This window comes from Saccharibacillus sp. WB 17, from assembly GCF_008634075.2.
Classification (GTDB): domain Bacteria; phylum Bacillota; class Bacilli; order Paenibacillales; family Paenibacillaceae; genus Saccharibacillus; species Saccharibacillus brassicae.
This window is the reverse complement of sequence record NZ_VPFK02000014.1, coordinates 153302-179663: the sequence shown is the minus strand read 5'-3', so window position 1 is coordinate 179663 and position 26362 is coordinate 153302. Positions and strand designations below refer to the sequence as shown.

At 59.6% G+C, this 26362-nt stretch carries 23 protein-coding genes and 2 pseudogenes; 19 read left to right on the top strand and 6 right to left on the bottom strand.

Annotation, left to right across the window (positions count from 1 at the left end; genetic code table 11):
• Positions 1 to 27: 27 nt before the first annotated feature.
• A pseudogene (locus tag FTE24_RS06780) lies at positions 28 to 1193 on the bottom strand (MFS transporter).
• A 320-nt stretch (positions 1194 to 1513) separates the two neighbouring features.
• Between FTE24_RS06780 and licT the strand changes: the two are divergent.
• From licT to FTE24_RS06765, 3 genes are all read left to right on the top strand, one after another.
• Positions 1514 to 2353, top strand: a complete 840-nt coding sequence (gene licT, locus FTE24_RS06775; RefSeq protein ID WP_150231797.1) for a BglG family transcription antiterminator LicT — start codon at positions 1514 to 1516, stop codon at positions 2351 to 2353.
• 169 nt (positions 2354 to 2522) lie between these two features.
• Entirely contained in the window at positions 2523 to 4502 is a 1980-nt protein-coding gene (locus tag FTE24_RS06770; RefSeq protein WP_150231794.1) for a beta-glucoside-specific PTS transporter subunit IIABC, read from the top strand.
• A 37-nt stretch (positions 4503 to 4539) separates the two neighbouring features.
• Entirely contained in the window at positions 4540 to 6003 is a 1464-nt protein-coding gene (locus FTE24_RS06765) for a glycoside hydrolase family 1 protein (protein WP_150231792.1), read from the top strand.
• Positions 6004 to 6702: 699 nt separating this feature from the next.
• On the opposite strand, the gene FTE24_RS06760 is transcribed toward FTE24_RS06765, so the two are convergent.
• The 5 genes from FTE24_RS06760 to queC all read right to left on the bottom strand — a co-directional run bounded on the left by FTE24_RS06760 (position 6703) and on the right by queC (position 9726).
• Entirely contained in the window at positions 6703 to 7098 is a 396-nt protein-coding gene (locus FTE24_RS06760; protein ID WP_150231790.1) for a rhodanese-like domain-containing protein, read from the bottom strand.
• A gap of 161 nt (positions 7099 to 7259) precedes the next feature.
• On the bottom strand, positions 7260 to 7757 hold the full coding sequence (gene queF, locus FTE24_RS06755) for a preQ(1) synthase (protein WP_141448816.1): 498 nt from the start codon (positions 7755 to 7757) through the stop codon (positions 7260 to 7262).
• A 66-nt stretch (positions 7758 to 7823) separates the two neighbouring features.
• Complete coding sequence (queE, locus tag FTE24_RS06750) at positions 7824 to 8567, bottom strand: 7-carboxy-7-deazaguanine synthase QueE (protein ID WP_150232603.1); 744 nt, start codon at positions 8565 to 8567, stop codon at positions 7824 to 7826.
• The gene (queD, locus tag FTE24_RS06745) at positions 8564 to 9067 is read right to left on the bottom strand and encodes a 6-carboxytetrahydropterin synthase QueD (RefSeq protein ID WP_150231788.1); all 504 of its coding nucleotides are present in this window, start codon (positions 9065 to 9067) and stop codon (positions 8564 to 8566) included. Before queD ends, queE begins: the two co-directional genes overlap by 4 nt.
• On the bottom strand, positions 9064 to 9726 hold the full coding sequence (queC, locus tag FTE24_RS06740; protein WP_141448819.1) for a 7-cyano-7-deazaguanine synthase QueC: 663 nt from the start codon (positions 9724 to 9726) through the stop codon (positions 9064 to 9066). Before queC ends, queD begins: the two co-directional genes overlap by 4 nt.
• A 580-nt stretch (positions 9727 to 10306) precedes the next feature.
• On the opposite strand from queC, the gene FTE24_RS06735 reads away from it, so the two are divergent.
• The 16 genes and pseudogenes from FTE24_RS06735 to FTE24_RS06660 all read left to right on the top strand — a co-directional run bounded on the left by FTE24_RS06735 (position 10307) and on the right by FTE24_RS06660 (position 26357).
• Positions 10307 to 11053: a metal-dependent hydrolase gene (locus FTE24_RS06735; protein WP_150231786.1), complete on the top strand. Its 747-nt coding sequence runs from the start codon at positions 10307 to 10309 to the stop codon at positions 11051 to 11053.
• Positions 11054 to 11087: 34 nt separating this feature from the next.
• Positions 11088 to 12383, top strand: a complete 1296-nt coding sequence (locus FTE24_RS06730) for an MFS transporter (RefSeq protein WP_150231784.1) — start codon at positions 11088 to 11090, stop codon at positions 12381 to 12383.
• Between the two features lie 81 nt (positions 12384 to 12464).
• Positions 12465 to 13223, top strand: a complete 759-nt coding sequence (locus FTE24_RS06725; protein ID WP_150231782.1) for a VWA domain-containing protein — start codon at positions 12465 to 12467, stop codon at positions 13221 to 13223.
• A gap of 92 nt (positions 13224 to 13315) precedes the next feature.
• Positions 13316 to 13762, top strand: a complete 447-nt coding sequence (locus FTE24_RS06720) for a tellurite resistance TerB family protein (RefSeq protein WP_150231779.1) — start codon at positions 13316 to 13318, stop codon at positions 13760 to 13762.
• 252 nt (positions 13763 to 14014) lie between these two features.
• The gene (locus FTE24_RS06715; protein ID WP_141448824.1) at positions 14015 to 14614 is read left to right on the top strand and encodes a TerD family protein; all 600 of its coding nucleotides are present in this window, start codon (positions 14015 to 14017) and stop codon (positions 14612 to 14614) included.
• Positions 14615 to 14694: 80 nt separating this feature from the next.
• The gene (locus FTE24_RS06710; RefSeq protein ID WP_141448825.1) at positions 14695 to 15276 is read left to right on the top strand and encodes a TerD family protein; all 582 of its coding nucleotides are present in this window, start codon (positions 14695 to 14697) and stop codon (positions 15274 to 15276) included.
• Positions 15277 to 15400: 124 nt separating this feature from the next.
• The gene (locus FTE24_RS06705) at positions 15401 to 15982 is read left to right on the top strand and encodes a TerD family protein (protein WP_141448826.1); all 582 of its coding nucleotides are present in this window, start codon (positions 15401 to 15403) and stop codon (positions 15980 to 15982) included.
• A 36-nt stretch (positions 15983 to 16018) separates the two neighbouring features.
• The gene (locus FTE24_RS06700) at positions 16019 to 17512 is read left to right on the top strand and encodes a TerD family protein (RefSeq protein ID WP_150231777.1); all 1494 of its coding nucleotides are present in this window, start codon (positions 16019 to 16021) and stop codon (positions 17510 to 17512) included.
• Positions 17513 to 17694: 182 nt separating this feature from the next.
• A pseudogene (locus FTE24_RS06695) lies at positions 17695 to 18429 on the top strand (TerC family protein); the annotation flags it as partial.
• Between the two features lie 167 nt (positions 18430 to 18596).
• Positions 18597 to 19781, top strand: coding sequence for an HpcH/HpaI aldolase/citrate lyase family protein (locus tag FTE24_RS06690; protein ID WP_150231773.1), 1185 nt, complete (start codon positions 18597 to 18599; stop codon positions 19779 to 19781).
• Positions 19744 to 21216, top strand: coding sequence for a phosphoribosyltransferase family protein (locus tag FTE24_RS06685; RefSeq protein WP_150231771.1), 1473 nt, complete (start codon positions 19744 to 19746; stop codon positions 21214 to 21216). The genes FTE24_RS06690 and FTE24_RS06685 overlap by 38 nt, the downstream gene beginning before the upstream one ends.
• 2 nt (positions 21217 to 21218) lie before the next feature.
• Positions 21219 to 22364: a cysteine protease StiP family protein gene (locus FTE24_RS06680; RefSeq protein WP_415663173.1), complete on the top strand. Its 1146-nt coding sequence runs from the start codon at positions 21219 to 21221 to the stop codon at positions 22362 to 22364.
• Entirely contained in the window at positions 22361 to 23194 is an 834-nt protein-coding gene (locus FTE24_RS06675; protein WP_150231767.1) for an HAD family hydrolase, read from the top strand. Before FTE24_RS06680 ends, FTE24_RS06675 begins: the two co-directional genes overlap by 4 nt.
• Before the next feature lie 86 nt (positions 23195 to 23280).
• Positions 23281 to 24330, top strand: a complete 1050-nt coding sequence (locus tag FTE24_RS06670) for an ATP-grasp domain-containing protein (RefSeq protein WP_150231765.1) — start codon at positions 23281 to 23283, stop codon at positions 24328 to 24330.
• A gap of 56 nt (positions 24331 to 24386) precedes the next feature.
• The gene (locus FTE24_RS06665; protein WP_150231763.1) at positions 24387 to 25202 is read left to right on the top strand and encodes a hypothetical protein; all 816 of its coding nucleotides are present in this window, start codon (positions 24387 to 24389) and stop codon (positions 25200 to 25202) included.
• A 27-nt stretch (positions 25203 to 25229) separates the two neighbouring features.
• Positions 25230 to 26357: a toxic anion resistance protein gene (locus tag FTE24_RS06660; protein WP_150231762.1), complete on the top strand. Its 1128-nt coding sequence runs from the start codon at positions 25230 to 25232 to the stop codon at positions 26355 to 26357.
• Positions 26358 to 26362 lie beyond the last annotated feature (5 nt).

Genomic DNA, 26362 nt, shown 5'->3' with positions numbered 1-26362 from the left:
TCGGAGGCTCTCCCTTTTCGTTCAGTCTTATACTTCCGCTCCGTTCTCTCTGGCCCACGCATTCAGCTTCCGGTCGCTCGGCAGCAGGAACGTGAGCACGCCGAGCAGCGGCAGGAAGCTGCAAAAGCGCATGACCGCGGCCACGCCGGCCGCATCCATCCAGCTGCCGAGCACGAGGCCGCCGATTCCACCCATGCCGAACGCAAGGCCGGTGACGAGTCCCGATACCGCGCCGATCCGGCCCGGAATAAGCATCTGCGCGTAGACGACGGACACGGAGAAGCTCGACAGCAGAATAAAGCCGATCAGCGTCAGCAGGATGCCGGTCCACGTCAGGTTGGCATACGGAAGCGCGAGCGTAAGCGGGGCGGCCAGCAGCATCGACGCGAACAGCACGTTGCGTTTGCCGAACCGGTCGGCCAGCGGACCGCCGAGCAGCGTGCCGACGGCACCTGCGGCGAGGAACAGGAAGACGTAGATTTGCGCGTCGGCGATACTGACGCCGAATACGTCGCGCAGGTAGAACGCGTAGTAGCTGCCGANTTGAGCGTGCGTCCGTACCAGCGCGCGATAAAGAGCTGAATGACGATGCCGAGCGCGGCCAGGCCCGTGAACCAGATCGCGCCGAACTGGCCGAGCGGGATAAAGATCAGCCGCGTCAACAGCGGAGCGAGCGACTGCCCGGCGTTGCCGCCGACCTGGAAGATCGACTGCGCAAGGCCGCGGCGAGAACCGGCGGCCATATGCGAGACGCGCGAGCCTTCCGGATGGAACGCCGCGGAGCCGAGGCCGACGAAGATAACCGCGACGATGACGGCCGCGTAGCTCGGCGCATAGGCGAGCAGCAGCATGCCGGTCAGCGTGGAAGCCATCGCGATCGGCAGCAGCGACGGCGTCGGCCGCTTGTCGGCGAACAGCCCGATGACAGGCTGCATGATCGACGCCGTGAAGTTGATCGCGAACAGGATCCAGCCGAGCTGGCCGTAGCTGAGCGACATGGAATCCTGAAGGATCGGCATGATGGCGGGAATGACCGCCTGCATCGAATCGTTGAACAGATGCACGAGGCCGATTGCGAACAGCACGCCGTAGACGGTGCCGCGGGGGCGGCTTTCGGGCGCGGGAATCTGGGTAGCGGAGCCTGCGGGGTTCGGATCGGAACCTTCCGCGAGCGCTCCGGGCTTGACGGGCATGATGGCAGACCTCCTGGGACTTGGTGAATGTGTATCATTGTAGGCGAAGCGCCGGAATCGGGCAATAGCGGCAGGGAAGAAGTTCGTCCGATCTGCCGGCCGGAACGTCCGTTCAGGCGGTTGACTCCGCTTACAGCCGATGTTATGATAACCGCGAGGCTTGTTACCGGTAATGCGGGCAATACCACGATGAATCGACAGACGTACAGGAAGGACGAAGGTCCTTTTTAGCCAGACGTACGCTTGTTTCATTGTAGGTGTTGCCTTTTTTGGTGCTTCTCCCGACAAAAGCACTTAATCCTCAAAAACGGGTGGTCCATGTGATAATTAAACAGATTTTCAACAACAACATCGTCAGCACGGTGGACGACAAGAATCAGGAACTGCTGATCCTCGGCCGGGGTATCGGGTTCAATTCAAAAGTCGGCGATTCGGTGGAACCGGAGCGGATCGAGAAAATTTTTCGGCTGCAGGACGAAGTGCTGTACGAAAAATTCAAGGCGACTGTGATGGAAGTGCCGATCGATATTTTGCAGGCGACCGACGATATCGTCACGCTTGCGCGCATGCAGCTTGGCAAAACGATCAGCGACGGCATCTATGTCTCGCTGTCCGACCATATCCATTTCGCGATTCAGCGGCTTCGGGACGGCATGATCGTACGCAATCCGCTGTCGTGGGAAATCCAGCATTTTTACAAAGCCGAATACGACGTGGCTCGGGAATCGCTCGACATTCTCAAGGAACGTCTGGGCGTCGAGTTTCCCAAAGAAGAGATTTGCAATATCGCGCTGCATTTCGTCAACGCGGAAGTGAACGATTCGATGAACGACGTGACGCATCTGATGCAGCTGCTGCAGGAGATCATGAACATCGTCAAGTACCATTACAACGTGGAACTCGACGAGGACAGCGTGAACTATTTTCGCTTCATTACGCATCTCAAGTATTTCTGCCAGCGCGTCGTCACGCATTCGAGCCACGAAGACGTCGAAGAGTATCTGTACGAGATCGTCAGGAAAAACTACCCGGAGGCGTTTGCCTGCATCGGGAAGATCGAACGTTTTATCCGCAAAAATTACCAATACGAAATGACCCACTCCGAGCAGCTGTATCTGTCCCTGCATCTGGAGCGGCTCATGAAAAACCAAACGGCATAAATCCGGAGGCGCTCCCCTTGATCGGCGGGCGCTTCCGCAGGGCTTGTTACTGTTCAATCAGGCAATACCCGGATGATTCAGACGTTCCCGCGAAGGGAACCGTCTATTCGTTCGGGTCTTTTTTTGCGCCAAAATCAACGACATCCCAGTCAAAATGGAGGAAAACGGCATGAATCATCAGGAAACGGCCCGCAAAATCGTCGAATTAGTTGGCGGACCGGATAACGTCAATTCCGTGTACCACTGCGTTACGCGTCTTCGCTTCAGTCTCAAGGATAATACCAAAACCGACGCGGCCGAACTGAAAAAACTCGATAAAGTGATGGGTACCAACATCGCGGGAGACCAGTACCAGGTCATCATCGGCAACGACGTGTCCAAAGTCTACGACGCGATGGCCCGGCAATACCCGGCGTTCAAAGCGGACGCGGCGCCTGCCGCCGAAGCGGACAGCGGTTCCGGTGCGAAAAAAACGAAAAATCCGATCTCGCGCCTGTTCGACTTCATCGCGGGCGTATTCGCCCCGATCCTGCCGGCGATCGCCGGTGCGGGCCTGCTCAAAGGGTTCCTCGCGCTGTTCGTCGCCTGGAACTGGATGTCGGTCGAGACCGACGTGTACGGTATCCTCTCCGCAATCGGCGACGGCGTATTCTATTTCCTGCCCGTCCTGATCGCCGTCAGCGCTTCGCGCAAGTTCGGCGCCAATCCGTACGTCGGCATAGCCGTCGTCGCCGCGCTGCTGTACCCGGACATGGGCGCGCTGCTCTCGTCCGGCAATCCGGTCTCGTTCCTCGGGCTGCCGGTTACGGCCGTCACGTATTCGTCGACCGTCATTCCGATCCTGCTGGCCATCTGGTTGATGTCCTACGTGGAGAAGTGGGTCGACAAGATTATGCCGTCCGCGGTCAAACTGCTGTTCGTGCCGCTTATCACGCTGATCGTCGTCGTGCCGGTTACGCTGATCGCGATCGGACCGCTGGGCACGATCATCGGCAGCGGCTTGTCCGGCGGCATCAACTGGCTGCTGACGGAAGGCGGCTTGTTCGCCGGCATCATTCTCGGCGGCGCGATGCCGCTGATCGTCATGACGGGTATGCACTACGCGATCGTGCCGGTCATTCTGAGCAATCTGGCCACGGTCGGCTTCGATAAATTCCTGCCGCTGACTTATATCTCGAATATGGGGCAGGCGGGCGCGACTTTCGGCGTGTTTTTCCGGGCGAGAGACAAGAAGCTCAAATCCGTCGCCTTGTCGACCAGCTTCACCGCCCTGATGGGCGTGACGGAACCGGCGATGTACGGCGTCAACATGACGTACAAGAAGCCGTTCGTCGCCGGCATGATCGGCAGCGCCGCAGGCGGCGCGTTCGGCATGGGATTCGGCGTCAACGCCTACGTACTGGCGGGTAACGGCGGACTGCCGGGGCTTCCGGCCATGATCGGGCCGACGTTCGGCTATGCCGTGGCGAGCATGGCGATCGCTTTCGTCGTGGCGACGGCCGTCTCGCTGGTGCTCGGCATCAAGGAAGACGTGCCCGTACCGGACGCGACCCAATTCGGCGGCGGTCAACAGGCGCAGCCTGCGGCGGCGGCCCGGGCAGCCGTTCCCGCTTCGACGACGCCTGCGACGCCTGCAACCGCTGCGGCGCCTCACTCCGCGGCGGCCGTCGCCGAGGAGCCGGTCAAGATTCCGGCTTCCGACGAGACGATCTGCTCCCCGATGAACGGACGCGCCATCGCGCTGACCGAAGTGGACGACCCGACGTTCGGGGACGAACTGATGGGCAAAGGCATCGCCTTCGTGCCGTCCGAAGGACTGCTGGCTTCGCCGGTCGACGGAACGGTCATGAACGTCTTCAAGACGAAGCACGCCATCGTGATCCATAGCGATTCCGGTGCCGAGCTGCTGATCCATGTCGGCATCAATACGGTCAAGCTGCGCGGCCAATATTTCGAAGCGCGGGTGCAGGCGGGCACGAGAGTCCGGGCCGGCGATCCGCTGCTGACATTCGATCTGGCGCGCATCGCGGAACAATACGATACGACGACCGCCATGGTCGTGACGAATACCGCCGATTACGCTTCGGTGGAAGCGCTGGAGCACGGCGAAGTCTCGATTCTGCAGCCGTCGCTGCAGGTGAAGATCTAACGCATCACCATTCCATTTCGCAAAGGAGCGCGATTCCATGACGAACGAAACGATTTTCCCGGCAGGCTTCCTGTGGGGCGGCGCCATCGCCGCAAGCCAGGCGGAAGGCGGCTATGACGCGGACGGCAGAGGATTGTCCACGTCGGACATGGTGCCTTACGTCAACAAAAAAGACTATACCGACCTCAGTTCCCAGATGAGCCCTTCCAGCGAGAAGATCGCCCGGGCGATGGCTCACGCAAGCGCCAAAGGGTACCCGAAGCGCTACGGTATCGATTTTTACAGCCGCTACAAAGAAGACATCGCGCTGTTCGCCGAACTGGGCTTCAAAACGTTCCGCATGTCGATCTCGTGGAGCCGCATTTTCCCGAATGGCGACGAGATGCAGCCGAACGAAGCGGGACTGCGCTACTACGATTCGGTCTTCGACGAACTGAACAAATACGGTATCGAACCGCTCGTCACGATGTCGCATTACGACATGCCGATCCATCTGGCGCTGGAATACGGAGGCTGGAAAAACCGCAAAGTGATCGACCTGTTCGTCCGTTACGCCGAGACGCTGCTCACGCGCTACGCGGGCAAAGTGAAATATTGGCTGACGTTCAACGAGATCAATACGACGATCATCGAGCCGTACACCGGAGGCGGACTGATCATGGATCGGGAGAGCCGTCCGCAGGAAGCTTCGTATCAGGCGGTGCACCATCAATTCATCGCGAGCGCCCTTGCTACCAAAGCAGCGCGCGCGATCGATCCGAACGTGCAGGTAGGCTGCATGCTGGCGCGGATGATCCATTACCCGGCGACGAGCAGTCCCGAAGACGTGCTGGCGGCGCAGTTCGAGAACCAGCTCAATCTGCTGCACACGGACGTTCAGGTGCGCGGCGCCTACCCGCCGATCGCCAAGCGTTATTTTGCGGAAAATAACATCAACCTGGTCATGGAGCGCGGCGACGAAGAGATTCTGCGCCAGCACACCGTCGACTTTATCTCGTTCAGCTATTACACGTCCCTTGTGGCGGCGGCCGATCCGAGCCGATACGGCGTCACCGGCGGCAATCTGTACAGCACGATCAAGAACCCGAACCTGCCCGTGACCCAATGGGGCTGGCATCTCGATCCCGTCGGCCTGCGCACGGCGCTCAAGGATATGTACGACCGCTACCAGGTCCCGCTGTTCATCGTGGAGAACGGGCTCGGCGCCAAAGACCATCCGGAAGCCGACGGCTCGATCCACGACGATTACCGGATCGACTATATGCGCCAGCATATTCGGCAGATCGGCGAAGCCGTAATCGACGGCGTCGACGTGATGGGCTACACCGTCTGGGGCGTGATCGACATCGTCAGCGCCTCCACGTCCGAAATGTCCAAACGCTACGGCCTCATCTACGTGGACCAGGACGACGAAGGAGGCGGCACCTTGAACCGCTCCAGAAAAAAAAGCTTCGACTGGTACAAAAACGTGATCGCGACGAACGGCGCGGAGTTGGACTGAGCGGAGCCTGAGCTTGATGTTGAGCCTGAGTTTGAGAGTGGCGAGACATAGGCCAGCAGAAAGGGAAGAGGGAAGAGGGAAAACCTGTTTTCGGACTTGATCCGAAAACAGGTTTTTTTATTGCAGGCGAAAAATGATAAAAACAGGCTCCCGTCTGCCTCCGCCTACCCAGTTCGACCCAAGTCACTCAACTCAACTCGATCAAGCCAGCCACTCCAACCAAGGTCATTCAATCCAACAAAGCCAGCCAATCTAACTAAAAGCAACGCAAAACGCGGACGCGAACTTCTCGAATCCCATCCTACGATCTTCCGCAGCCTCCCATCGAACCAAAGCCGGATTAATGTCCTGAGAGCACTTATTTTTGAGAAAAAAACGCCAAAATCACAAATAGCTGCGCAGAAGCATTTATTTTGCGAAAAAAAGGAACATTGGCTATGTAGAGGAGGAAATAACTGCTTCTACGCAGTTATTCTTCACAGCGTAGACAAACAGAGGAAATAACTGCCCTCACGCCGTTATTTTATTAAGCAAAGGGCAAACAGACGAAATTTTCACGCAGACTGGCCCGGAATGACAGTTCAACTCGCCCAGTTAGGTTCCAGCCACGCCCAATCCCGAATAAATCCCCAAAAAAGGCTCCGGCATTTGCGCCGGAGCCTTGATCTTTCTACCTTACCCATCATTCGAAGCGCTCTTTTACGCTTCCTCTACCTCAAACCCGGCCTGTTTCCAAGCCGCCGTTCCGCCGTCGATAAACGCGACGTCGGTGAAGCCCATCATTTTGAGCGCGTAAGCGCCCAGAGCCGCTTGGCCGCCGGCGCCGCACGTCACGAGGATCGGGCGGTTGCGGTCGCTCAGGCGCTCGTCGCGCAGTTCGGCCGGAACGCCGAGATCGGCGCGGATCGGCAGCATGCCGAGCGAAATGTTCGCGCTGCTCGGGATCAGTCCGCATGCGCCCGCATCCGTCGCGTCCTGCACGTCGATGATGAACGTGTTCGGGTTTGCGTTGATTTTCTCGCGAGCTTCCTGGGAAGTAACGGCGGGTACGTTGTTTCGGGCCTGGGTAACCATGTCCGTGAATGTCAAAGCCATCTTGATTCAGCCTCCTAGTGGGTTCGAAGTATAAGTGCCGCGCGTTCTCCGCACCGCGGGGAGCGGAAGCGAACGGCGCTTTCCTTACCTATTATACCCATAGAAGCCGCGCCGTCACTAATCCGCAGCGAATCTTCCGGCCGGGAAGTCCGCGGAGGTGCTTAGCGGTTGTCCACTTTTTCCGGATACAGGTCGTGGTTCGTCAGGCGGTTCCACGCCATTTCTTCGTATTTGGTGCCCGGCTTGCCGTAGTTCGTGTACGGATCGATCGAGATGCCGCCGCGCGGCGTGAACTTGCCCCAGACTTCGATATAGCGCGGGTCCATCAGCTTGATCAGGTCGTTCATGATGATGTTCATGCAGTCTTCGTGGAAGTCGCCGTGGTTGCGGAAGCTGAACAGGTACAATTTGAGCGACTTGCTTTCGACCATTTTGACGTCCGGAATGTAGCTGATATAGATCGTGGCAAAATCCGGCTGGCCGGTGATCGGGCACAGACTCGTGAACTCCGGGCAGTTGAATTTGACGAAATAATCGCGGTACTCGTGCTTGTTGTCGAACGACTCCAGAATGCCGGGATCGTATTCGAACGTATAGGTTGTGCCCTGGTTGCCCAGCAGCGTCAAATCTTCAAGACCGTCTTGGCGGGAATGGCTCATGGAAATTCTCCTTTGGTTGTAAAATAGAGCGTGTAAAATAAAGCGTAAATAAGGCGGCTGCGTACCTTACACGCCGCGTTTGTTGCCCCAGACGAGCGTGTGCAGCTGCGGCAGCGCCCGGGCGTCTCTAAGGTCCGGCAGGTCGGACAATCGTCCGATCAGCCATTCGTAACGCTGCAGCAGCGAAGAGACGTGATCCTGCACTTCGCCGGCGACTTGGGGGTTGCCGGTCTGCAAAATGAACGGCACGTCCGGGTAGCGTTTGTGCACGAAGCGGGCGTACGTCAGATCTTCTTCGTCGAAAATGACGATCTTGAGACACAGTTCGCGCCGGCCGGAAGCTTCGCGCAGCCGGGCTACGATATCGTCCAGCACGTCGAAATCGGTCTCCATACCCGAGCTCGGCGGCTTGGGCGATAGCGTCACTTCGTCGATCCGCACGAGCCAGTCCTGCCAGCGCGAACCTTGCGTTTCGACGGCGGTCCGGATGCCGCGTCCGTGCAGCTCCTGGATCAGGTAGGCAATTTGCGGCAGCAGCAGCGGATTGCCGCCGGAGATCGTCACGTGATCGAAGGTGTCGCCGCCGAGATCAAGCAGTTCTTCGACGATCTGCTCCGGCGAGAGCATGCGGATCTGGTCTTTGGCGCTGCCGTCCCACGTGAATTTGGAATCGCACCACGAGCAGCGGTAATCGCAGCCGGCCGTGCGGACGAACATCGTTTTGCGGCCGATCGACATGCCTTCGCCCTGAATGGTCGGACCGAACACTTCGAGGACGGGAATCGGGCGGGAGGAGGCGGAGACGTTCATCGTTCCATCCACTCCCGTCGGGCTTCCGCGTAGGACGTCGGCGTTTCGAACAAGCGGACGAATTCGGTGCGGGCTTCGAGGTGCGCATAACGTTCCGAAGCGAGAGCGTCTTCCATCTGCTCGTAGATCCAGACGACCATATTCTCCGCCGTCGTGTTCATAAGCGGCAGCGTCTCGTTCAGGTAGCGGTGATCCAGATACGTCTCGATCTCTTCTTTCCAGATCTGCTTGATCTCGCCGAAATCGACCGCGATGCCATTGGCGGACGGAATCGCCGAGAGGCCGAATACGACTTCGTACGTGTGGCCGTGCAGGTTTTTGCATTTGCCTTCGTAATCGTGCAGATGATGGGCGGCGTCGAAAGTAAACGATTTGCTCACCAGCACGCGCTTGCGGTGGTAGCGCAGCTGCTCGCCGGAGATGTCTTCGCCGAACACCTGAAGCCGCTCCACGATCTGGTAAGGGCCCGGACTGCGCCGGTGTTGTTCGCGTTCGCTCATACCGTCGCCTGCCGTTCCCCGACGTATTTGTCGAGACCGGCGCGGCGCAGCTGACAGGCCGGGCATTCGCCGCAGCCGTCGCCGATGACGCCGTTATAACAAGTCAGCGTACGTTCGCGCACGAAGTCGAACGCGTCCAGTTGGTCGGCCAGCGCCCACGTCTCGGCTTTGTCGAGCCACATGAGCGGCGTATGGATGACGAACGGATAATCCATCGCCAGGTTCAAGGTGACGTCCAGCGACTTGACGAACGTGTCCCGGCAGTCCGGGTAGCCGCTGAAGTCCGTCTCGCAGACGCCCGTCACGATATGGCGCGCGCCGGACGTTTTGGCGAGAATCGCCGCGAAGCTGAGAAACAGCAGGTTGCGGCCTTCGACGAACGTGCTCGGCAGTTCGCCTTCTTCATGCGTAATGTCGATATCGTCGCGGGTCAGCGCGTTCGGAGCCAACTGGTTCAGCAGGCTCATGTCGAGCACGGTGTGCTTGACGCCAAGCTCCGCGGCAATCTCCCGCGCGCAGTCGATCTCCAGCTTGTGGCGCTGGCCGTAATCGAACGTGACCGCCTGGACTTCCGCGAACGTCCGCAGAGCCCAGAACAGGCACGTCGTGCTGTCCTGGCCGCCGCTGAACACGACGACCGCTTTTTCATTTTTAAGCATGCAAAAAACCTCTTTCTTCATCTGGGATGGACAGGAAAGAGGTTCAGGAACTTGCCGTAAAAAAACAGGTCCGGCCGCAGGTCGGCGTCTGATCTCCGACATGGGCGGTACTCGGCGCCGCACGCACGGACATTCATCCGTGCGCTCCCGCGCTTCTTTCGGAGTAGGCTCGCAAGGAGCACGCCAAAAGAAGCCTCGCAAACGGCGGGGCGGCGATAGTTTTTTATAGAGGGAGTTCTCGAACCTCTCCCGCGCCATGGGTCGGATCGGCGCGGATTCTTTTCGTATAAGCAACTGTTGGCAATAGGTTACCGGGCAGGCAGGCCGCCGCGGCGTGGTTCATTATATCATAGATACCATTCGCGCGATACATTCGTGAACAATTTTGTCATCGCGAGAGCACGAATATTTGTTCGCAAAATCGCGGTGTTCGTATTGAGAGTACGGAGGGGCTATGGTATGATTGGAGCAGCAAAATCCGACTCAAGCTTTGCCAAAAGGTCATAGCCGAAGACGGGTGGGAACAAGGAAGATCGAACGTCTGACAGACTCGGTTTCGCACGAAAGGACAACGAAGACCATGATGGGAAAAGCTCACTTTATTATCGGGACCGGCGTATCGCTGTCCCTGCTGGCCCTGACCGGCGCTCCGGTCACCGTCGGAGCGGTCGCAATCGCGGGGATCAGCTCGCTGCTGCCGGATATCGACCATCCGAACTCGCTGCTCGTGACGCGGGCGCTGCCCGACCGGCTGCTGCGCGTGCTGCAATCGGCGATGCTGCTGATCGCGGCCGCGCTGCTGTTCTACGCGCCGGTCGAACAGCCGTGGAACAGCGTGCTGGCCGCCGTCGCGGTCGTCGCCATGTTCCTGCCCGAGCAGGCGCTGCGCAAAGGCGCGTTCGTGCTGATCGGGCTGGCCGTCATCGTGCTCGGCGAGCGCTATGCGCCGTGGAACCGGATGGGCGGCATCCTGCTGATCGTGTTCTCGCTCGCTCCCCATCGGGGCATCACGCATACGCTGTACGCGCTGGGAGCCTGGACGCTGCTGCTGTACGGACTTACCGGCTCGCACGGCCCTTCGATCTGGCTCGCCGGCGGCCTGGGCTACGCGCTGCACCTGATCTGCGACTCGCTAAGCAAGAACGGGATACGCCCGTTGCCGCCGTTCAAATGGAAGCTGCGCTTCGCGATCATGACGACCGGCAAGAAGTCCGGCCAGCGGATCGAACGGATCGGGATCTGGATCACGGCGATCCTGTTCGCCGGCGTATTCGGCATCCGGCTGATCGAATACGGAGCGCGGCTGTACGTCCGGCTGACTTCGTAACGAAGTGTCAGCAGCCGCAGGAGGAGAGTGCGCGATGAGCAGAAATTTTTACAACAGACGTTCTTTCTATTGGCTGTGGTCGTCCCAGACGATGTCGAACGCAGCCGACATTTTATACGTGACGGCGCTGACCGTCCTGGTGCTGCAAGGTACGGAATCGGTCGTGTCGACGATTCTCGTGCCGTTTTTTCGTATATGCTCGCAAATCATAAGCGGATTTCTCGCTCCGCTGCTGCTGCGCAAATTCCGCCTGCCGCGCCTGATGCTGCTGTCGCAGGGCGGGCAGTTTGCGCTGTTCGCCGCGCTGGCGCTGTATTTGCACGCGGCCGGGACGTCGGCGTCGCTCGCCGCGATCTTCGCGCTCGTGTTCGCCATGTCGTTTCTCGACGGCTGGACGACGCCTGTGCGCAACGCGCTCGTGCCGCGGCTCGTCGGCAAAGACTGGCTCATGCGCGCCAACGGCCTGATCTCGGTCAGCGATCAGACGGTCCAGTTTGCCGGCTGGGGCGTGAGCGGCGTGCTCGTCGCTTTCGCGGGCACGTCCCGCACGCTGCTGCTGGCCGGGGTGCTGTACGCGGCCGCGATGTTGTTCACGGCGCTGATCCGCGAACCCGCCGCGAACCGGGGGCAGGCGGCGGATACGGAGCCGGGCGGCGGGGGGAGGCCGGCCGCACCGCAGACGCGCCGCGAAGCGCTGCTCGAAGGGTGGAAGCTGATCGGGCGAAGCCCGCGGCTGCGCGGCTTGACGCTGATCGATTCGATCGACATGCTCGGCGGATCGGTCTGGGTCGGCGCGTTCACGCTGCTGTTCGTGCAGGAAGCGCTCGGACAGGGCGAAGAATGGTGGGGATTCATCAACGCCTCGTATTTCGCCGGAGCGGTGCTGGGCGGTCTGCTCGTCGTCGCGCTGGTGCGCAAATTGCAGCGCCGGCTGTTCGATTCCATGCTGGCGGGCATTTTCGGGTATGCGGCGATCACGCTCGTCTACGCCGTGACGACTTCGCCCGCCGCCGCGCTGCTGCTCGTGCTGATCATGGGACCGTTCGCCGAACTGTCGATGGTCTCGCGGCGCACGCTGATCCAGCAGAGCGCAAGCGACGACGAGCTGCCCAAAGTGCTGTCCGCCCAGGCGACGGTGCTCAATCTGATCTTCTGCGCTTCGCTGCTCGGCATGGCCAAGCTGGCGGAGTCGGTCGGCATCGTGAATTTGTACCTGTATGCCGGAGGCATGTCGCTGCTTGCGTTCGCGATCGGACTCTTCGTGCGGCGCCATTTCGCGGATCTGGATTCAACTTCGGATTCGACCCCGGACCGTATCGAAAGGCGATAGACGCCTTTCGGGAAAAGCGTTCCGATGGTACAGTGGACAAAACGTCTTCCTGCCGCAGGCGGGAAAGAGGAGGCTGCAGCCATGACTATCGATTTGCGCAAAAAAGCCGAGGAGAACCTGATCAGCCTGGCCAAAACGGCCGTTATTTCGCTGGACAAAAAAGGACTGGGCGGCCAGCGGGCGCGCGTCGCGCTGTCGCTCGATATCTCCGGCTCGATGACGGGACTGTTCACGAACGGCATCGTGCAGTCGGTGTGCGAGCGCACGCTCGGACTCGGCATGAATTTCGACGACAACGGAGCCGCGGACGTGTTCCTGTTCGGGGTCAAAGATTATTCCGTCGGCGAAATCCGCAAAGAAAACTTTTACGAATTCGTCAGCCGGGAGATCCGGCCGAACTATCCGCTGGAAAACGGGACGAATTACGCGGGCGTCATGCAGCGGATCGCCGACGAATATTTTCCGGGCGCGATCGGCGTCAAAAAAGGACTGTTCGGACTGGGCCGCGGCAAAGTGACGGTAAAAGCGCCGCCGCCCGAAGCACAGCCGGTATACGTCATTTTCGTCACCGACGGCAACTGCTTCGACGGGGAGCGCGCAGCCGAGATCGTGCGGCAGACGTCGCATCTGGGCATTTTCTGGCAGTTCGTCGGCGTCGGCCGCGAGAACTTCGAGTTCCTCAAACGGCTCGACGATCTGGACGGGCGCCTGATCGACAACGCGAATTTTTTCCAGGTGAACGACCTGAAAAAGATTTCCGACGAGGAGCTGTACGACCGGCTGCTCGGCGAATTTCCGGACTGGCTCGCGGAGGCAAAGAAGAAATCGCTCATTAAATGAGTTATACTGGGACTGCGAATGGTTACTTACATCTTAGAGACCGATCTTCGAAGCAAGCTTCACCCATTTCATACCCATTGGAGGCGCTTAAGATGAGTTCTTTTCAAAGTTGGCTCAACAAGACCAAGACAGGGCTGCAGGACCAGGTAGGCCGCTTCAAAAATAAAGACCTGATGGACGCGATCGTAGCGGGCTGCGCGATCGTATCGGTCGCAGACGGCAAGGTCGACGCGGAGGAGAAACAAAAGATGGCCGGTTACATCGGACGCAACGACCAGCTCAAAGTGTTCAACATGAGCGAAGTCATCGACCGGTTCAACCATTTTGCGGGCAATATGGAATTCGACGTGATGGTCGGCAAGCAGGAAGCGCTGCGCACGATCGCCAAGTTCAAATCGAAACCGGAAGTGGGACGGGTCATCGTGGGCGTATGCTGCGCGATCGGCGCGGCCGACGGCGACTTCGACGAACTGGAAAAATCGGCGGTGCGCGACATCTGCAACGTGCTGAACCTCAGCCCGGGCGAGTTCGGCCTGTAAGGAATTCGGCGGCACGGACCGGAGCGGTTTGTTCGGTTCGCGCCGCCTGTGCACACATTGATTTCGAAAACGTTGAAACCGGGTACATGTTCGCGGCGTATACATAAAGCGTGCAGCCGGGCATCGTTGCCGGGAGCTGAACGGGGCAAGATCGCGCGATCGCCGCAAAGTTGTTTTGTACCCGGGCGAACAGGTATAATTCAAGTAGGCGACAGCAACCATACCATTCCAATTGGAGGTCTATGAACCGCAATGACAATTTCTTTGGTAAAAGGTCAGAAAGTCGATCTGACGAAAGGGAACGCCGGCCTGTCCAAGATCACGGTCGGACTCGGCTGGGACCCGGCCGAATCCGAAAGCCGCGGCCTATTCGGGATGAAGAAGAAAGCGGCCAATATCGATTGCGACGCATCGGTACTGCTGCTGAGCGAACAAGGCAAACTGTCGCAGGGCAAGAACGTCGTCTGTTTCCACAACCTGCAAAGCCCGAACGGTTCCGTCGTACACGGCGGAGATAACCTGACCGGTGCGGGCGACGGAGACGACGAGCAGATCCATATCGATCTGTCCGCGGTTCCGGCCGACGTGCACCGCCTGCTCGCCGTCGTGAACATCTACGATTGCGAAGCACGCAAACAGCATTTCGGCATGATCCGCTCCGCGTTCATCCGCGTATTCGAGTCGGGCAGCGGTCGCGAACTGATCCGCTTCAACCTGACGGACGACTACTCCGGCATGACCGCGCTGCTCGTCGGCGAGATCTACCGTCACGGCGGCGAATGGAAATTCAGCGCCGTCGGCGAAGGCGCTCAGGCTCCGCATATCGACCTGCTGGCTCGCCGCTACAGCTAAATCGCAAGAATAGCCAGACCGGAATATCCGAATTTTGAGTTCGAGTTATACCCACTCCTATACGAAAGAAGGAATCATTCATGGCAATCAGCTTGCAAAAAGGTCAAAAAGTCGATCTGACGAAAACAAACCCGGGTCTCAAAAAAGTACTTATCGGTCTCGGTTGGGACACGAACAAATATGACGGCGGCGCGGACTTCGACCTTGACGCTTCGGCATTCCTGCTCGGAGCGAACGGAAAAGTCACGGCCGACACGGACTTCATCTTCTACAACAACCCGAAAAACGCCAACGGCGCGGTCGTGCACACGGGCGACAACCGTACGGGCGCGGGCGACGGCGACGACGAGCAGCTGACGGTTGAACTCGCGACCGTGCCTGCCGAAGTCGAAAAAGTCTCGTTCTGCATCACGATCCACGACGGCGCGGGCCGTTCGCAAAACTTCGGTCAAGTGTCGAACGCCTTCGTGCGTATCGTCAACGAAGAAACGAACGAAGAACTGATCCGCTACGATCTGGGCGAAGATTTCTCCGTGGAAACGGCGATCGTCGTAGCCGAACTGTACCGCAACGCCGGCGAATGGAAATTCAGCGCCGTGGGCAGCGGTTACCAGGACGGACTCGAAGGTCTGGTACGCGACTTCGGTCTGGCCGTATCCTAATCCTTTTCACGCATACGTCGCACCATCCCGCTTCACCCCGAAGGCCGTCTGCTCCATGGACGGCCTTCGGCCGTACTCGCGAACTTGTCGGAATGCTCGCGACCAATAAAAGGAGGAATTTTCAATGACCATCAGCCTTTCAAAAGGACAACGCATTGATCTGACCAAAACGAATCCGGGCCTCAAAAAGGTCATGATCGGCCTCGGCTGGGATACGAACAAATATAGCAGCGGCGCGGATTACGATCTGGACGCTTCGGTGTTCCTGCTGCACGAAGACGGACGCGCCAAAGGCATCGAGGATTTCGTCTTCTACAACAATCCCAAAACGCCAAACGGCGCGGTCGAGCATACGGGCGATAACCGTACCGGCGAAGGCGAAGGGGACGACGAGCAGATTCTGGTCGACTTCTCGCTCGTGCCGTCCAATATTACGCGCCTGGGCATTACGGTAACGATTCACGATGCCGAGACCCGCGCGCAAAACTTTGGCCAGGTCTCGAACGCTTTCGTGCGCGTCGTCGACGCGCAGGACAACCGCGAAGTGCTGCGGTACGACCTGGGCGAAGAATTTTCTATCGAGACGGCTGTCGTCATCTGCGAACTGTACCGGCAGGGCGACGACTGGAAATTCCAGGCGATCGGTTCCGGCTTTGCGGGCGGCCTCGCCGCGCTGTGCAAAAACTACGGTCTCGACGCGCAATAATCCGATCCGCAACTTAACCGAAAGGCGGAATTTCCTGTGACGACCACGATTATCAGGGGGCAAAAAGCCGACCTGACCAAAAGCAATCCCGGTCTCGACCGGATCGTCGTCGGAATGGGCTGGCAGGCTTCGCCGGGAGTCGATCTCGACTTCTCGGCGTTTCTGCTTGGCCCGGGTTCCAAAGCGACGGCCGACGAAGACCTGATCTTCTACGGCAATCCTGCCGGTGCCGGCGGCGCCATGCAGCTTCAGACCGGAAGCCGCAGCGCTTATGCGGGCCTCACCGACAACGAACAGGTGTCGATCTCGCTCGGTTCCGTTCCGGCGGCTTACGAACGGATCGCTTTTTCGCTTACGCTGTACGAAGGCGAGCAGCGGCGGCAGAACTTTGCCGGCGTAGGCGGCGTGTACCTGCGCATCGTCGACGAACGCGGCGGCTCGGAATTGATCCGGTTCACGCTGGACCGCACTTCCGGCGTCGAGACGGCGATCGTCGTCGGCGAATTGTATCGCCATAACGGCGAATGGAAGTTCAACGCCGTCGGCAGCGGCTATACGGGCGGCCTCGCCGCGCTGTGCGGCAGCTTCGGCATCGACGTGGCGGAGCCCGCTCCCGCGCCCCCGGCGCCCGCACCGGCACCGCCCGCACCGCCTCCTGCGCCTTCGGCCCAGCCGTCCAAGCCGGCGCCGCCGGCCCAACCGGCACCTCCGGCGCAGCCTCCGGGCGGCACTCGGTCGCCGCTCAACCTCGGCCGCCCTTCGCAGCAGGGCGGCGGCACACCGCCCGCGCCTCCGGTCGGCGGACCGGACGCGGCTTCGCCGCGCGTACTGCCGCCGGCTCCGGGCGCAAGACCTGCGCCTGCACCGGCCCAGCCGCAGAGCGCACCGCCTGCAAGCTCCGCGCCCGCTCAGGCGCCGCCCGCGGCGCCGAGCCTGCAGAAGATCGAGCTGACGAAGCGCGGCGACAAGATCAGCCTGGAGAAAAAAGCAGGCACCGATTCGATCGGCGAGATTCTGATCAATCTCAACTGGAACCAGCGCAAAAGCACCGGTTTCTTCGGCAAAACGGCCGGCGTCGATCTCGATCTCGGCTGCCTGTTCGAGCTGAAGGACGGCCACAAAGGGACCGTTCAGGCGCTCGGACGCGCTTTCGGTTCGCTAAACGACGAACCTTACGTGATGCTTGACGGCGACGATCGCACCGGCACCAAAGCCGGCGGCGAAAATATGCGCATCAACGGCGCGCGTCTGCGCGACATCAAGCGCATCGTCGTCTACGCGTTCATCTATGAAGGCGCGGCGAACTGGGCGCAGGCCGACGGCGTCGTCACGATCAAGGGCGGCGGTCCCGACATCATCGTCCGTATGGACGAGCACGGCAGCCGCAAAGGCATGTGCGCCGTCGCCATGATTACAAACGTCGGCGACCAGACGTTCAGCATCGAACGCCTCGTCGAATATTTCTCCGGCCACCGCGAACTCGACCAGGCTTACAACTGGGGACTTCGCTGGCAGACCGGAAGCAAGTAACGGCTTCTGCCTGACCTGGGCAGGAGCAAGATGTTCGGAAAAGTACGACGGTTCGTTCCGTCCTGTACCGGAGAGCCGATCGCACGGGTGCAACGCGATCGGCTCTCCGGGTCTCTGCCCGCATCGTCATGCCCGCAGTCTCCGCAGCAGGCCGCCTCTGAACCGCCTTGAAGGAGCGAAAGATCATGGCGGATTTTTTTCAGGGTTTCTTCGGCAATTTTGCCGGCTATTTTCAATGGGAGCATGTCGGCGCGCTTTTGAGCGAACCGGCAACGTGGGGCGTGATCGGTACGCTCGTCATTTTGGAAGGACTGCTCTCGGCCGATAACGCGCTGGTGCTGGCCGTCATGGTTCGGCATCTGCCGCCGCAGCAGCGCAAAAAAGCGCTGTTCTACGGCATTATCGGCGCTTATCTGTTCCGCTTTTTCGCGATCGGGGTCGGGACGTTTCTCGTCAAGATCACGTGGGTCAAAATCGTCGGCGGGGTCTATCTGCTGTGGATCGCGATGAGCAATCTGTTCGGTCTCGAACTGCGCTGGGGCCGCGTCGGCGGAGTCCCGCTCTTGCCTAAGATCGGCCGTAAGCCGGCAGCGGACCCCGGGGAAGAAGCGCCGGAGAACCATTACGGATTCTGGCGCACCGTGCTGGCCGTCGAACTGATGGATATCGCGTTCAGCATCGACAGCGTACTGGCTGCGTTCGGCGTCAGTCAGGAAGTATGGGTTCTGCTGCTCGGCGGCATGATCGGCGTGTTGATGATGCGCGGCGTCGCGCAGCTGTTCCTCAAGCTGCTTGAAAAGTTCCCGGAGCTGGAGCGGGCCGCGTTCATCCTGATCACGATCATCGGCTTGAAGATGATCGCGGCGGCGGTGTTCGATTACGAGCTGCCGCAGGAGATTTTCTTCCCGCTGCTTATCGCNCGGCCGGTTCGGGAAGCGGGCAGATCCGCTTTGTCAATCTTATTGCTCCGCATAAGCGGAGTTTTTTCAAATTTGCCGGAGGTTTGCCCAAGGGGCAGGCCGCATCCGTTTGACGCAGCATGCAGGGCGGATGGAATGGACTCAATATTGTGGGAGGAAAGATCATGCGTTATTTCGATTATTTATCGGTGGAAGAAACGGAAAAATTGTTCCACCTGGCTCCCGCCTCTTTTTGCAACCGATCGGACAAAGAGCTGTTGGCCCATGCGATCGGGGCAGCCCTGTACATGCCGGCGACCCGGCCGACGATCGCGCAGGATTTGAGTTCCGGCAAGCATATGGGATTGACCTCGGTCGTCATCGACCTGGAAGACGCCGTCGGCGATCTCAAGCTGGCGGAAGCGGAATCGCTGCTGGTATCCCAGATTCGGCAGTTGGACGAGTGGAGCCGCGGCGGAAGCCTCGATCCCGAATCGCTCCCGCTGATCTTTATCCGCATTCGTACGCCGGAGCAGGCCCGGCACATTTTGGAGCAGTTGGGCCAGGCGGCTGTCCGGCTGACCGGGCTCGTGTTCCCGAAATTCGACGCCGTAAGCGGCGAAGCGTATTTGGAGCTGCTGAGCCGTTACAACCAACAGCGGCCGGCCGGCATTCCCGTACTGTACGGTATGCCAATTCTGGAAAGTCCCGAGATCATCTATGCGGAGACGCGCCAGCAGACGCTGCTTGCGATCAAAAATCTGCTCGATCGTCACCGCGAATACATATTGAACGTACGTATCGGGGCGACCGACTTCTCCAGCTTGTTCGGTCTTCGGCGCAAGCCGGACATGACGATCTACGATATCGGCGTCATTCGCGACTGCGTCGCGGACATCGTCAATTTGTTCGGGCGGGCGCAGGGCGGCTACGTGATCTCGGGACCGGTGTGGGAATATTTCAAAAGCGAACGGGTGCTGAAGCCGCAGCTGCGCGAGACGCCGTTCCAGGAGTCGGCGGGACGCGAAGGGCTTCTGCTGCGCATGCAGTACATCAACAAATACGTCGACGGCCTGATTCGCGAAGTGGAACTGGACAAAGAAAACGGCATCGTCGGCAAAACGATCATTCATCCGACGCATATTTGCCCCGTTCAGGCGCTCTATACGGTCACGCACGAAGAGTATGTCGACGCTTCGCATATTTTGGCCAGCAGCGGCGGCGAGATCGGCGTCGTCAAAAGCGGATACGACAATAAAATGAACGAGATCAAGCCTCATCTCAACTGGGCACGGCGCATCATGATCCGTTCGGAAATTTACGGGGTGCTTAATGAGAACCAAAACTTCACTGCCTTACTCGTTCGCTAGGAACGAATCGGAAGAACCGCAGGAGACGTACGTGTACAACATGCCCGAAGGGCTGACCGTACACGTCCGCCTGACGTCCAATCCGCTCGGCCTGCATCCCGACGACCTGTTCCGTATGGCGGCGCGGATCAACAAGAAGCGCAGCTTCCTGTTCGTCAGCCGGATTCTCGGCAAGCATATTCCGGTCGATCCGCACAAATCGCTGCTCGGCGGAGCGGCGCTTGCCCTGCTGTGGCAGCGCCGCCGCGCGGAAGCGGCCGCAGGGGAGTCGGCGCTGCCGGCCGCGGAGAGCGGCGCCTACAGCCTCGAAGAAGCATGCGCAGCGCTTCAGGGCGACGCCGAATCGGCCCGGCAGCTGTACGCCCGGCTCCAGGCCGACAAGCTGCCGGTCGGCGAACCGGCGCTGTTTATCGCTTTTGCCGAGACGGCGACCGCGCTCGGGCATGCGATGTACGACTGCTTCGCGGGCGATACGCGCTTTTTGCATACGACCCGCGAAGCGCTTGTCGACAAGCAGCCCGTATTGAGCTTCGAAGAAGAACATTCGCACGCGACGGCGCATCGCTGTTATGCGCGCGAGACGTCGTTTTTCGCCGGGGAAGACACGGTCGTGCTCGTCGACGACGAAGTGACGACCGGCAACACCGCGCTGAACATCATTCGCGATTTGCAGGGCAAGCATCCGCGCCGCCGTTACGTCGTCGCCAGCCTGCTGGACTGGCGCGGAGAAGCCGACCGCCGGCGCTTTGCGGAGCTTGAAGCGGAACTGGCCATTTCGATCGAGACGATCTCGCTGATCGAAGGAGAGATCCAGGTGGACGGCGGACCGGTCGAACGGTTGACCCAACCGGCGCAGGCCCCTCGCCCGGAAGGCGGCACGGAGCTTGTCCGGCATGAACTTTCTTCGTTCTTCAGCCACCTGGACGCGGTGTCGGAAGAGACGTCCGGCCGGGCTTCGGACTGTCCGTATCTGGAATGGACCGGACGTTTCGGCATGCGCGAAGCCGACAACGCCGAACTGGAGCGGCAGGTGCGGGACGCCGCCGCTTACTTGCGGAGCCGGCGCACAGGCAGCCGGACGCTCTGCATGGGCACCGGGGAATTCATGTACGTGCCGATGCGCATCGCCGCGGAATTGGGCGACGGCGTGCTGTACCAGTCGAGCACGCGCAGTCCGATCCACGTCCTCGACGAAGAAGGCTACGCCGTGCGCAGCGCTTTTGCGCATACGTCGCCGGACGATGCCGGCGTGCCGAATTTCTTTTACAATATCCCCGAAGGGGCGTACGACGAAATTTTCGTTTTCCTGGAGCGGACGCCGCCCGAAGAGAATCTGAAGCCGCTGCTTGCGGCGCTTGCGCATACCGGCGTGCCGGTCGTGCATCTGGCGGTCGCGAGCCGGCCTCGCAGCGCGAACCCACAAGGAGGACAATGACCATGTCGAACGATACCGTGAATTCCAAATCGCTGCCGGTTCCCGAGAAGCTCGGCAGCTACAGCCCGGAAGACGTCGTCTTTTTGCTGAAAGACCTGAGCGATGTCCACCTGGAACGCCCGACCGAAGACCGCGAAGAAGCGATCCAGGGCGGCACGCATTATTCGGAAATGCTGCCGGTCGAATACCGGCCGACGCCGGAGTATCTGGCGCTGTTCCACGAGACGCTGGAGGAGACGGCGCGCGAGGTGTCGCTTGCGGCAGGCATCGTCTCGGAACGCTTGAGAGCCCGTCACGGCACCGACTTCGTGCTCGCTTCGCTGGCCCGCGCGGGCACGCCGATCGGTATCCTGATCAAACGGTATTTCCGCGAGGTGTACGGCGCGGAACTGCCGCATTACAGCATCTCGATCATCCGCGGCAAAGGCATCGACGAAAATGCCGTGCTGTACATGCAGCGGCAGCATCCCGGCCGCCGTATCCAGTTCGTGGACGGGTGGACCGGCAAAGGCGCTATCCGCAAAGTGCTGGAAGAAGCCCGCGAGACGATGGCGGCCAAATACGGCATCGAGCTCGACGACGATCTGGCCGTGTTGGCCGATCCGGGCCGCTGCTCGGAAACATTCGGCACGCGCGAAGATTTCCTTATTCCGAGCGCCTGCCTGAATTCGACCGTCTCGGGACTGATGAGCCGTACCGTACTGCGCGGCGACCTGATCGGCCCGGACGATTTTCACGGGGCGAAGTATTACAAGGAATGGCTGGAAGACGACGTCTCCAACGTGTTCGTCGATCGCGTGAGCAGCTACTACGCAGATATTCAAGCCGAAGCGCGGCTCGAAGCGGAGAAGCTTGAGAATCTGCCGGAAGCGAACGTATCCAGCTGGCAGGGCATGAAAGACATCGCCCGTATCCAGCACGATTACGGCATTGCCGACGTCAATCTGGTCAAGCCGGGTGTCGGCGAGACGACGCGGGTGCTGCTGCGCCGCGTGCCGTGGAAGATTCTCGTCGACCGGCTCGACAATCCGCATCTGCGCCATATCCTGCTGCTGGCCGAAGACCGCGGCGTTCCGGTGGAAGTGTACCCGGGCCTGACCTATTCCTGCTGCGGCATCATCAAACCGATGAACGGAGGCACGCCATGATTTTCGCGAGCGATCTTGACCGTACCCTGATCTATTCCAAAAAAGCGATGGGCCCGAACTTCGAAGCCGCCGACGTCATCCCCGTGGAGCTGTACCAGGGCGAGCATATCTCGTTCATGTCGCCGGAGACGGCGAGGCTGCTCGTCGAACTGGCGAAAACGACGCTGTTCGTGCCTGTCACGACGCGGACGATCGAGCAGTACGAGCGCATTTTCTACATTCGGGAAACGTTCAATCCGAAGTACGCCGTGACGAGCAACGGAGGCAATGTGCTGGTCGACGGCGTGCCGGACCCCGATTGGCAGCGCCACGTGGCGGAAGCGCTATCGCGCAGCGAGCATGCGGACAAAGTGATCGAAGCGTTCGGACGCATCTCTTCGCCGGAATGGGTCAAGTCGTACCGGCATTCCGACAACCTGTTCTTTTCGATTATTTTGGACCGGGACAATATGCCGCTGGACGCCGTCGAAGAGTTTCGCGCGGAACTTGCCGGCATGCGGTGGAATTTGTCGGTGCAGGGACGCAAAATGTATCTCGTGCCGGACGGCGTAAGCAAGGGAGACGGTCTGCTGCATGTCAAAAAATTGTCCGGTGCGTCCCGGATCGCCGCTTCCGGCGATTCGCTGCTGGACGAAAGCCTGCTGAAAGCGGCCGATTACGCGATCGTGCCGCGGCACGGAGAAATTTATGCCGCGCATATGGAATCGGGCGTCTATGCGTTCACCGAACGGGACGGCATGGGAGCGGCGGAAGATCTGATCGCCAAAATCGCCGAATGGTTCGCGCTGCCTGCTGCGGAGTCCGGATTGGCGTCCGGCGAGAAGCGCTGAACGAAACCGGATCGCTTTGTCCCGCGTACTACCCCGTAATGCCGTTAGACATCGCTGTGCAAAAATGCAGAAGAGGAAGATGAACGATGAGAAAAATATGGCTGAACCGCTGGTTCTCGGTCGCTTACCATTACGTGAACCTGATCCGCAACAATGAAGACGGAGAGCGGTTCGAATTTTACGGCACGCATCCGAGCATCGACCACGTTTCGCTGAGCGCCTGCGACGTCAAAGAGACCGAACCCAAAGTCGAAGGCGAAGCCTATATCGAATTTTGCCTCGACTTTTGCCGCAGACACGGGATCGACCTGTTCATTCCGCGCCTGCATATGGAACTGATTGCCCGGCATATCGGCCGCTTCGAAGAGATCGGCACGCGCGTAATGGTCTGCGGCGATATGGAACTGCTGGAGAACATGATGAACAAAGAGAAATTTTACCGTTCGCTCGAAGGCAAAGGCATCGTGGACATCCCGAATTACCGGGTCGTCCGCACGGCCGAACAGTTCGCGCAGGCGTACCGGGAACTGCGGGAAGCCGGCGAGACGGTCTGCTTCAAGCCGACCGAAGCGGAAGGCGGCATGGGCTTCCGGATCATCAAGGAAGAAGCCGGCGATCCGCTGGAAGAATTGTACGGCTGGGTCACGCTTGAGACGACGTACGAAGAAGCGTACCGGACGTTATCGTCGGTCGAGAGCTTCGACGATCTGATGGTGATGGAGATGCTCGAAGGCGACGAATACAGTATCGATTGCCTGGCCGACGCGAGCGGCCGCCTGCTGACGGCCGTGCCGCGGCTGAAGTCCGAAGGCCGCGTGTACCAGCTCGAATATTCGGAAGAACTGCTCGCCCTGTCGCGGCGCATCGCGGAAAATTGCCGCATTCCCTATGCTTTTAACGTTCAAGTAAAGTACAATAAAGGTGTTCCCAAACTGCTGGAAATCAATCCGCGCATGTCCGGCGGTTTGTATATTACCTGTCTCTCGGGCGTCAATTTCCCGTATTTCGCCGTCAAAGCGGCGTTCGGCGAAGAGTGCCGGCCGCCCGAGCCGGAGTTCGGCATCAAGGCAAGTTACGTGGAGCAGGCCGTCAGGCTGGATAGCGTCCGCGGCGGGTCGGCTGTGTCCGACCTCTGACGCGAACGCCGGCCCGGCCGGTCCAGGCTCCGCGATCAAGCTGGAGGTGTTCAAGCATGATCGATTATATCAAACGTTTCGGGCTGCCCTTTACGGCCCTTATCGCGGGTTATGCGGTCGCGCTCGTCTCGCAGGGGTTCCTGCCGGAGCCGATCTCGATGCTTATTCCCGGCGGCGCGGTGCTGCTCAGTATCGGCGCCTTCAAACGGCGCAAGCCCAAGCCGCTGCCGATCGACGTATCGCCGCAGTCCCGGCCGCAGCCGGAAGTGCTGCCGCCGAGCGGAAGACGGACCGGCATTCCGGCCGTCGACGAAGCGGTGCAGCGCAGGCTGCGCGAAGAAGCGGCCGCGCGCGGCGAGCAGGAGCGCAGACGTTCGGCCTACGACGCCGTTCCGGCGCCTACGCCTTCCGTCGCTCCCGTTCCCGCTGCGGCCCCGGCTGCGACGCGGACGCAGACGCCCCGGTCGGAAGCCGACGAAATGTGGGACCCCGTGCACGAGTACATTTCGGTGATCGAGGAGATGCTCATTTCCGAAGGTCAGAAAAACTCGCTGGACGACGAAATCGTCGAGAAAACGATCTCGCTGCTGGCCCGCATTTCCCGCCTTATTCCGCAGCTCAAAGAAATCAACGATAGCAAGATCAACCATAATATTCAGCGTCTGGTGTTCAAAGACCTCAACGGCGCGATCAATCCGTTCCTGAAGCTGAGCGGCGAAGCCAAACGCAAAAATCGCCGCCTGCTGCTCGACGGAATCAAGGATATCAATTCCCGGCTGTCGCTGTACGTGGAGACGATCGAACATCGGGACCTGATCGAACTGCAAAGCCGCGTCGATCTCATTCAGCAGCGTTACCGGACTTCGGATTAAGAGCAAATCGCCAAAGGAGGACTATTCATGTCTATGAACCTTGCGGTCGAACTGAAAAAGAACGATATGGACAAAGTCGAGCAGGAAGCGAAGCAGGTCATTCAAAAAGTCGCCAACACCGACAATATGCAGCTCGACGAACTGATGGACCAGATCGGACGGATGGGCCAGCGCACGATGGAAAAAGCGGGCCAGTCGCTGGAAATGCTCCAGCGCCCGGTCAACGATATGGTAGCCGGCAAGCGCTCGGAAGTCGGCAACAACATTTTGCGCCTGCGGACCGAGATCGACTCGCTCAGCAAAAGCAAACAGGTCGGCTTTTTCGACAAGATCCTGCGCAAAACGCCGCTCAAAAACTACATCTACAAATACCAGTCGGTCAAAACGAACGTCGACGCCATCGTCATGTCGCTGCGCAATGGCAAAGACACGCTGGAAGAAAATATGGCGTATATGCGCAATCTCAAACGGACGTCGATCGAGGAAGTGTACAATCTGCAAATGCGGATTGCGATGGGCAACCGCCTGAAGGTTCTGTTCGAGGAAGAAATCGCGAAGCCGGAAAATGCGGGCCGCAAGCCGACGCTGGAACGCGGACTGCGCAAAGTCGTGACGCGCATCCAATCGTTTACCGAGATGATCATGCTGTACCAGCAGGCGATTGCGGGCACGGACATTATCAACGACAACAACGACAAGCTGATCGATTCCGTCGACTCCACGATCGACAAGACGCAGCATCTGATTACGGTGTCGGCGATGATCGCCATGGCGCTGCAGGATCAGATGGAGACGATCGAGGCGGTCAATACGGCCAATCAGACGCTCCAGAACATGTTCGAGGACAACTCGCGCATGCTCAAGGAAACGACGCAGAAAACGAACGAACTGCTCGGCAAGCCGGCCATGCAGCTGGAAGCGGTCGAACGCGCGATGGGCGACCTGTTCACGGCGATGGATCTGTACGAACAGTCCAACCGGACGATTATCAAATCGGCTACGGAGCAGACCGGCCGCATGACGGAGATCAACCAGAAGATGAACGATCGTCTGGGATTGATGCAGGGCAGCGGCGCGGGCTCCGAACCGGCGCAGGTGGCGGCGGCGCAGAGCGAATCGAAGCGCCTCCAGTCCATCTCCAGCCTGCTGGAGTAGCCGCA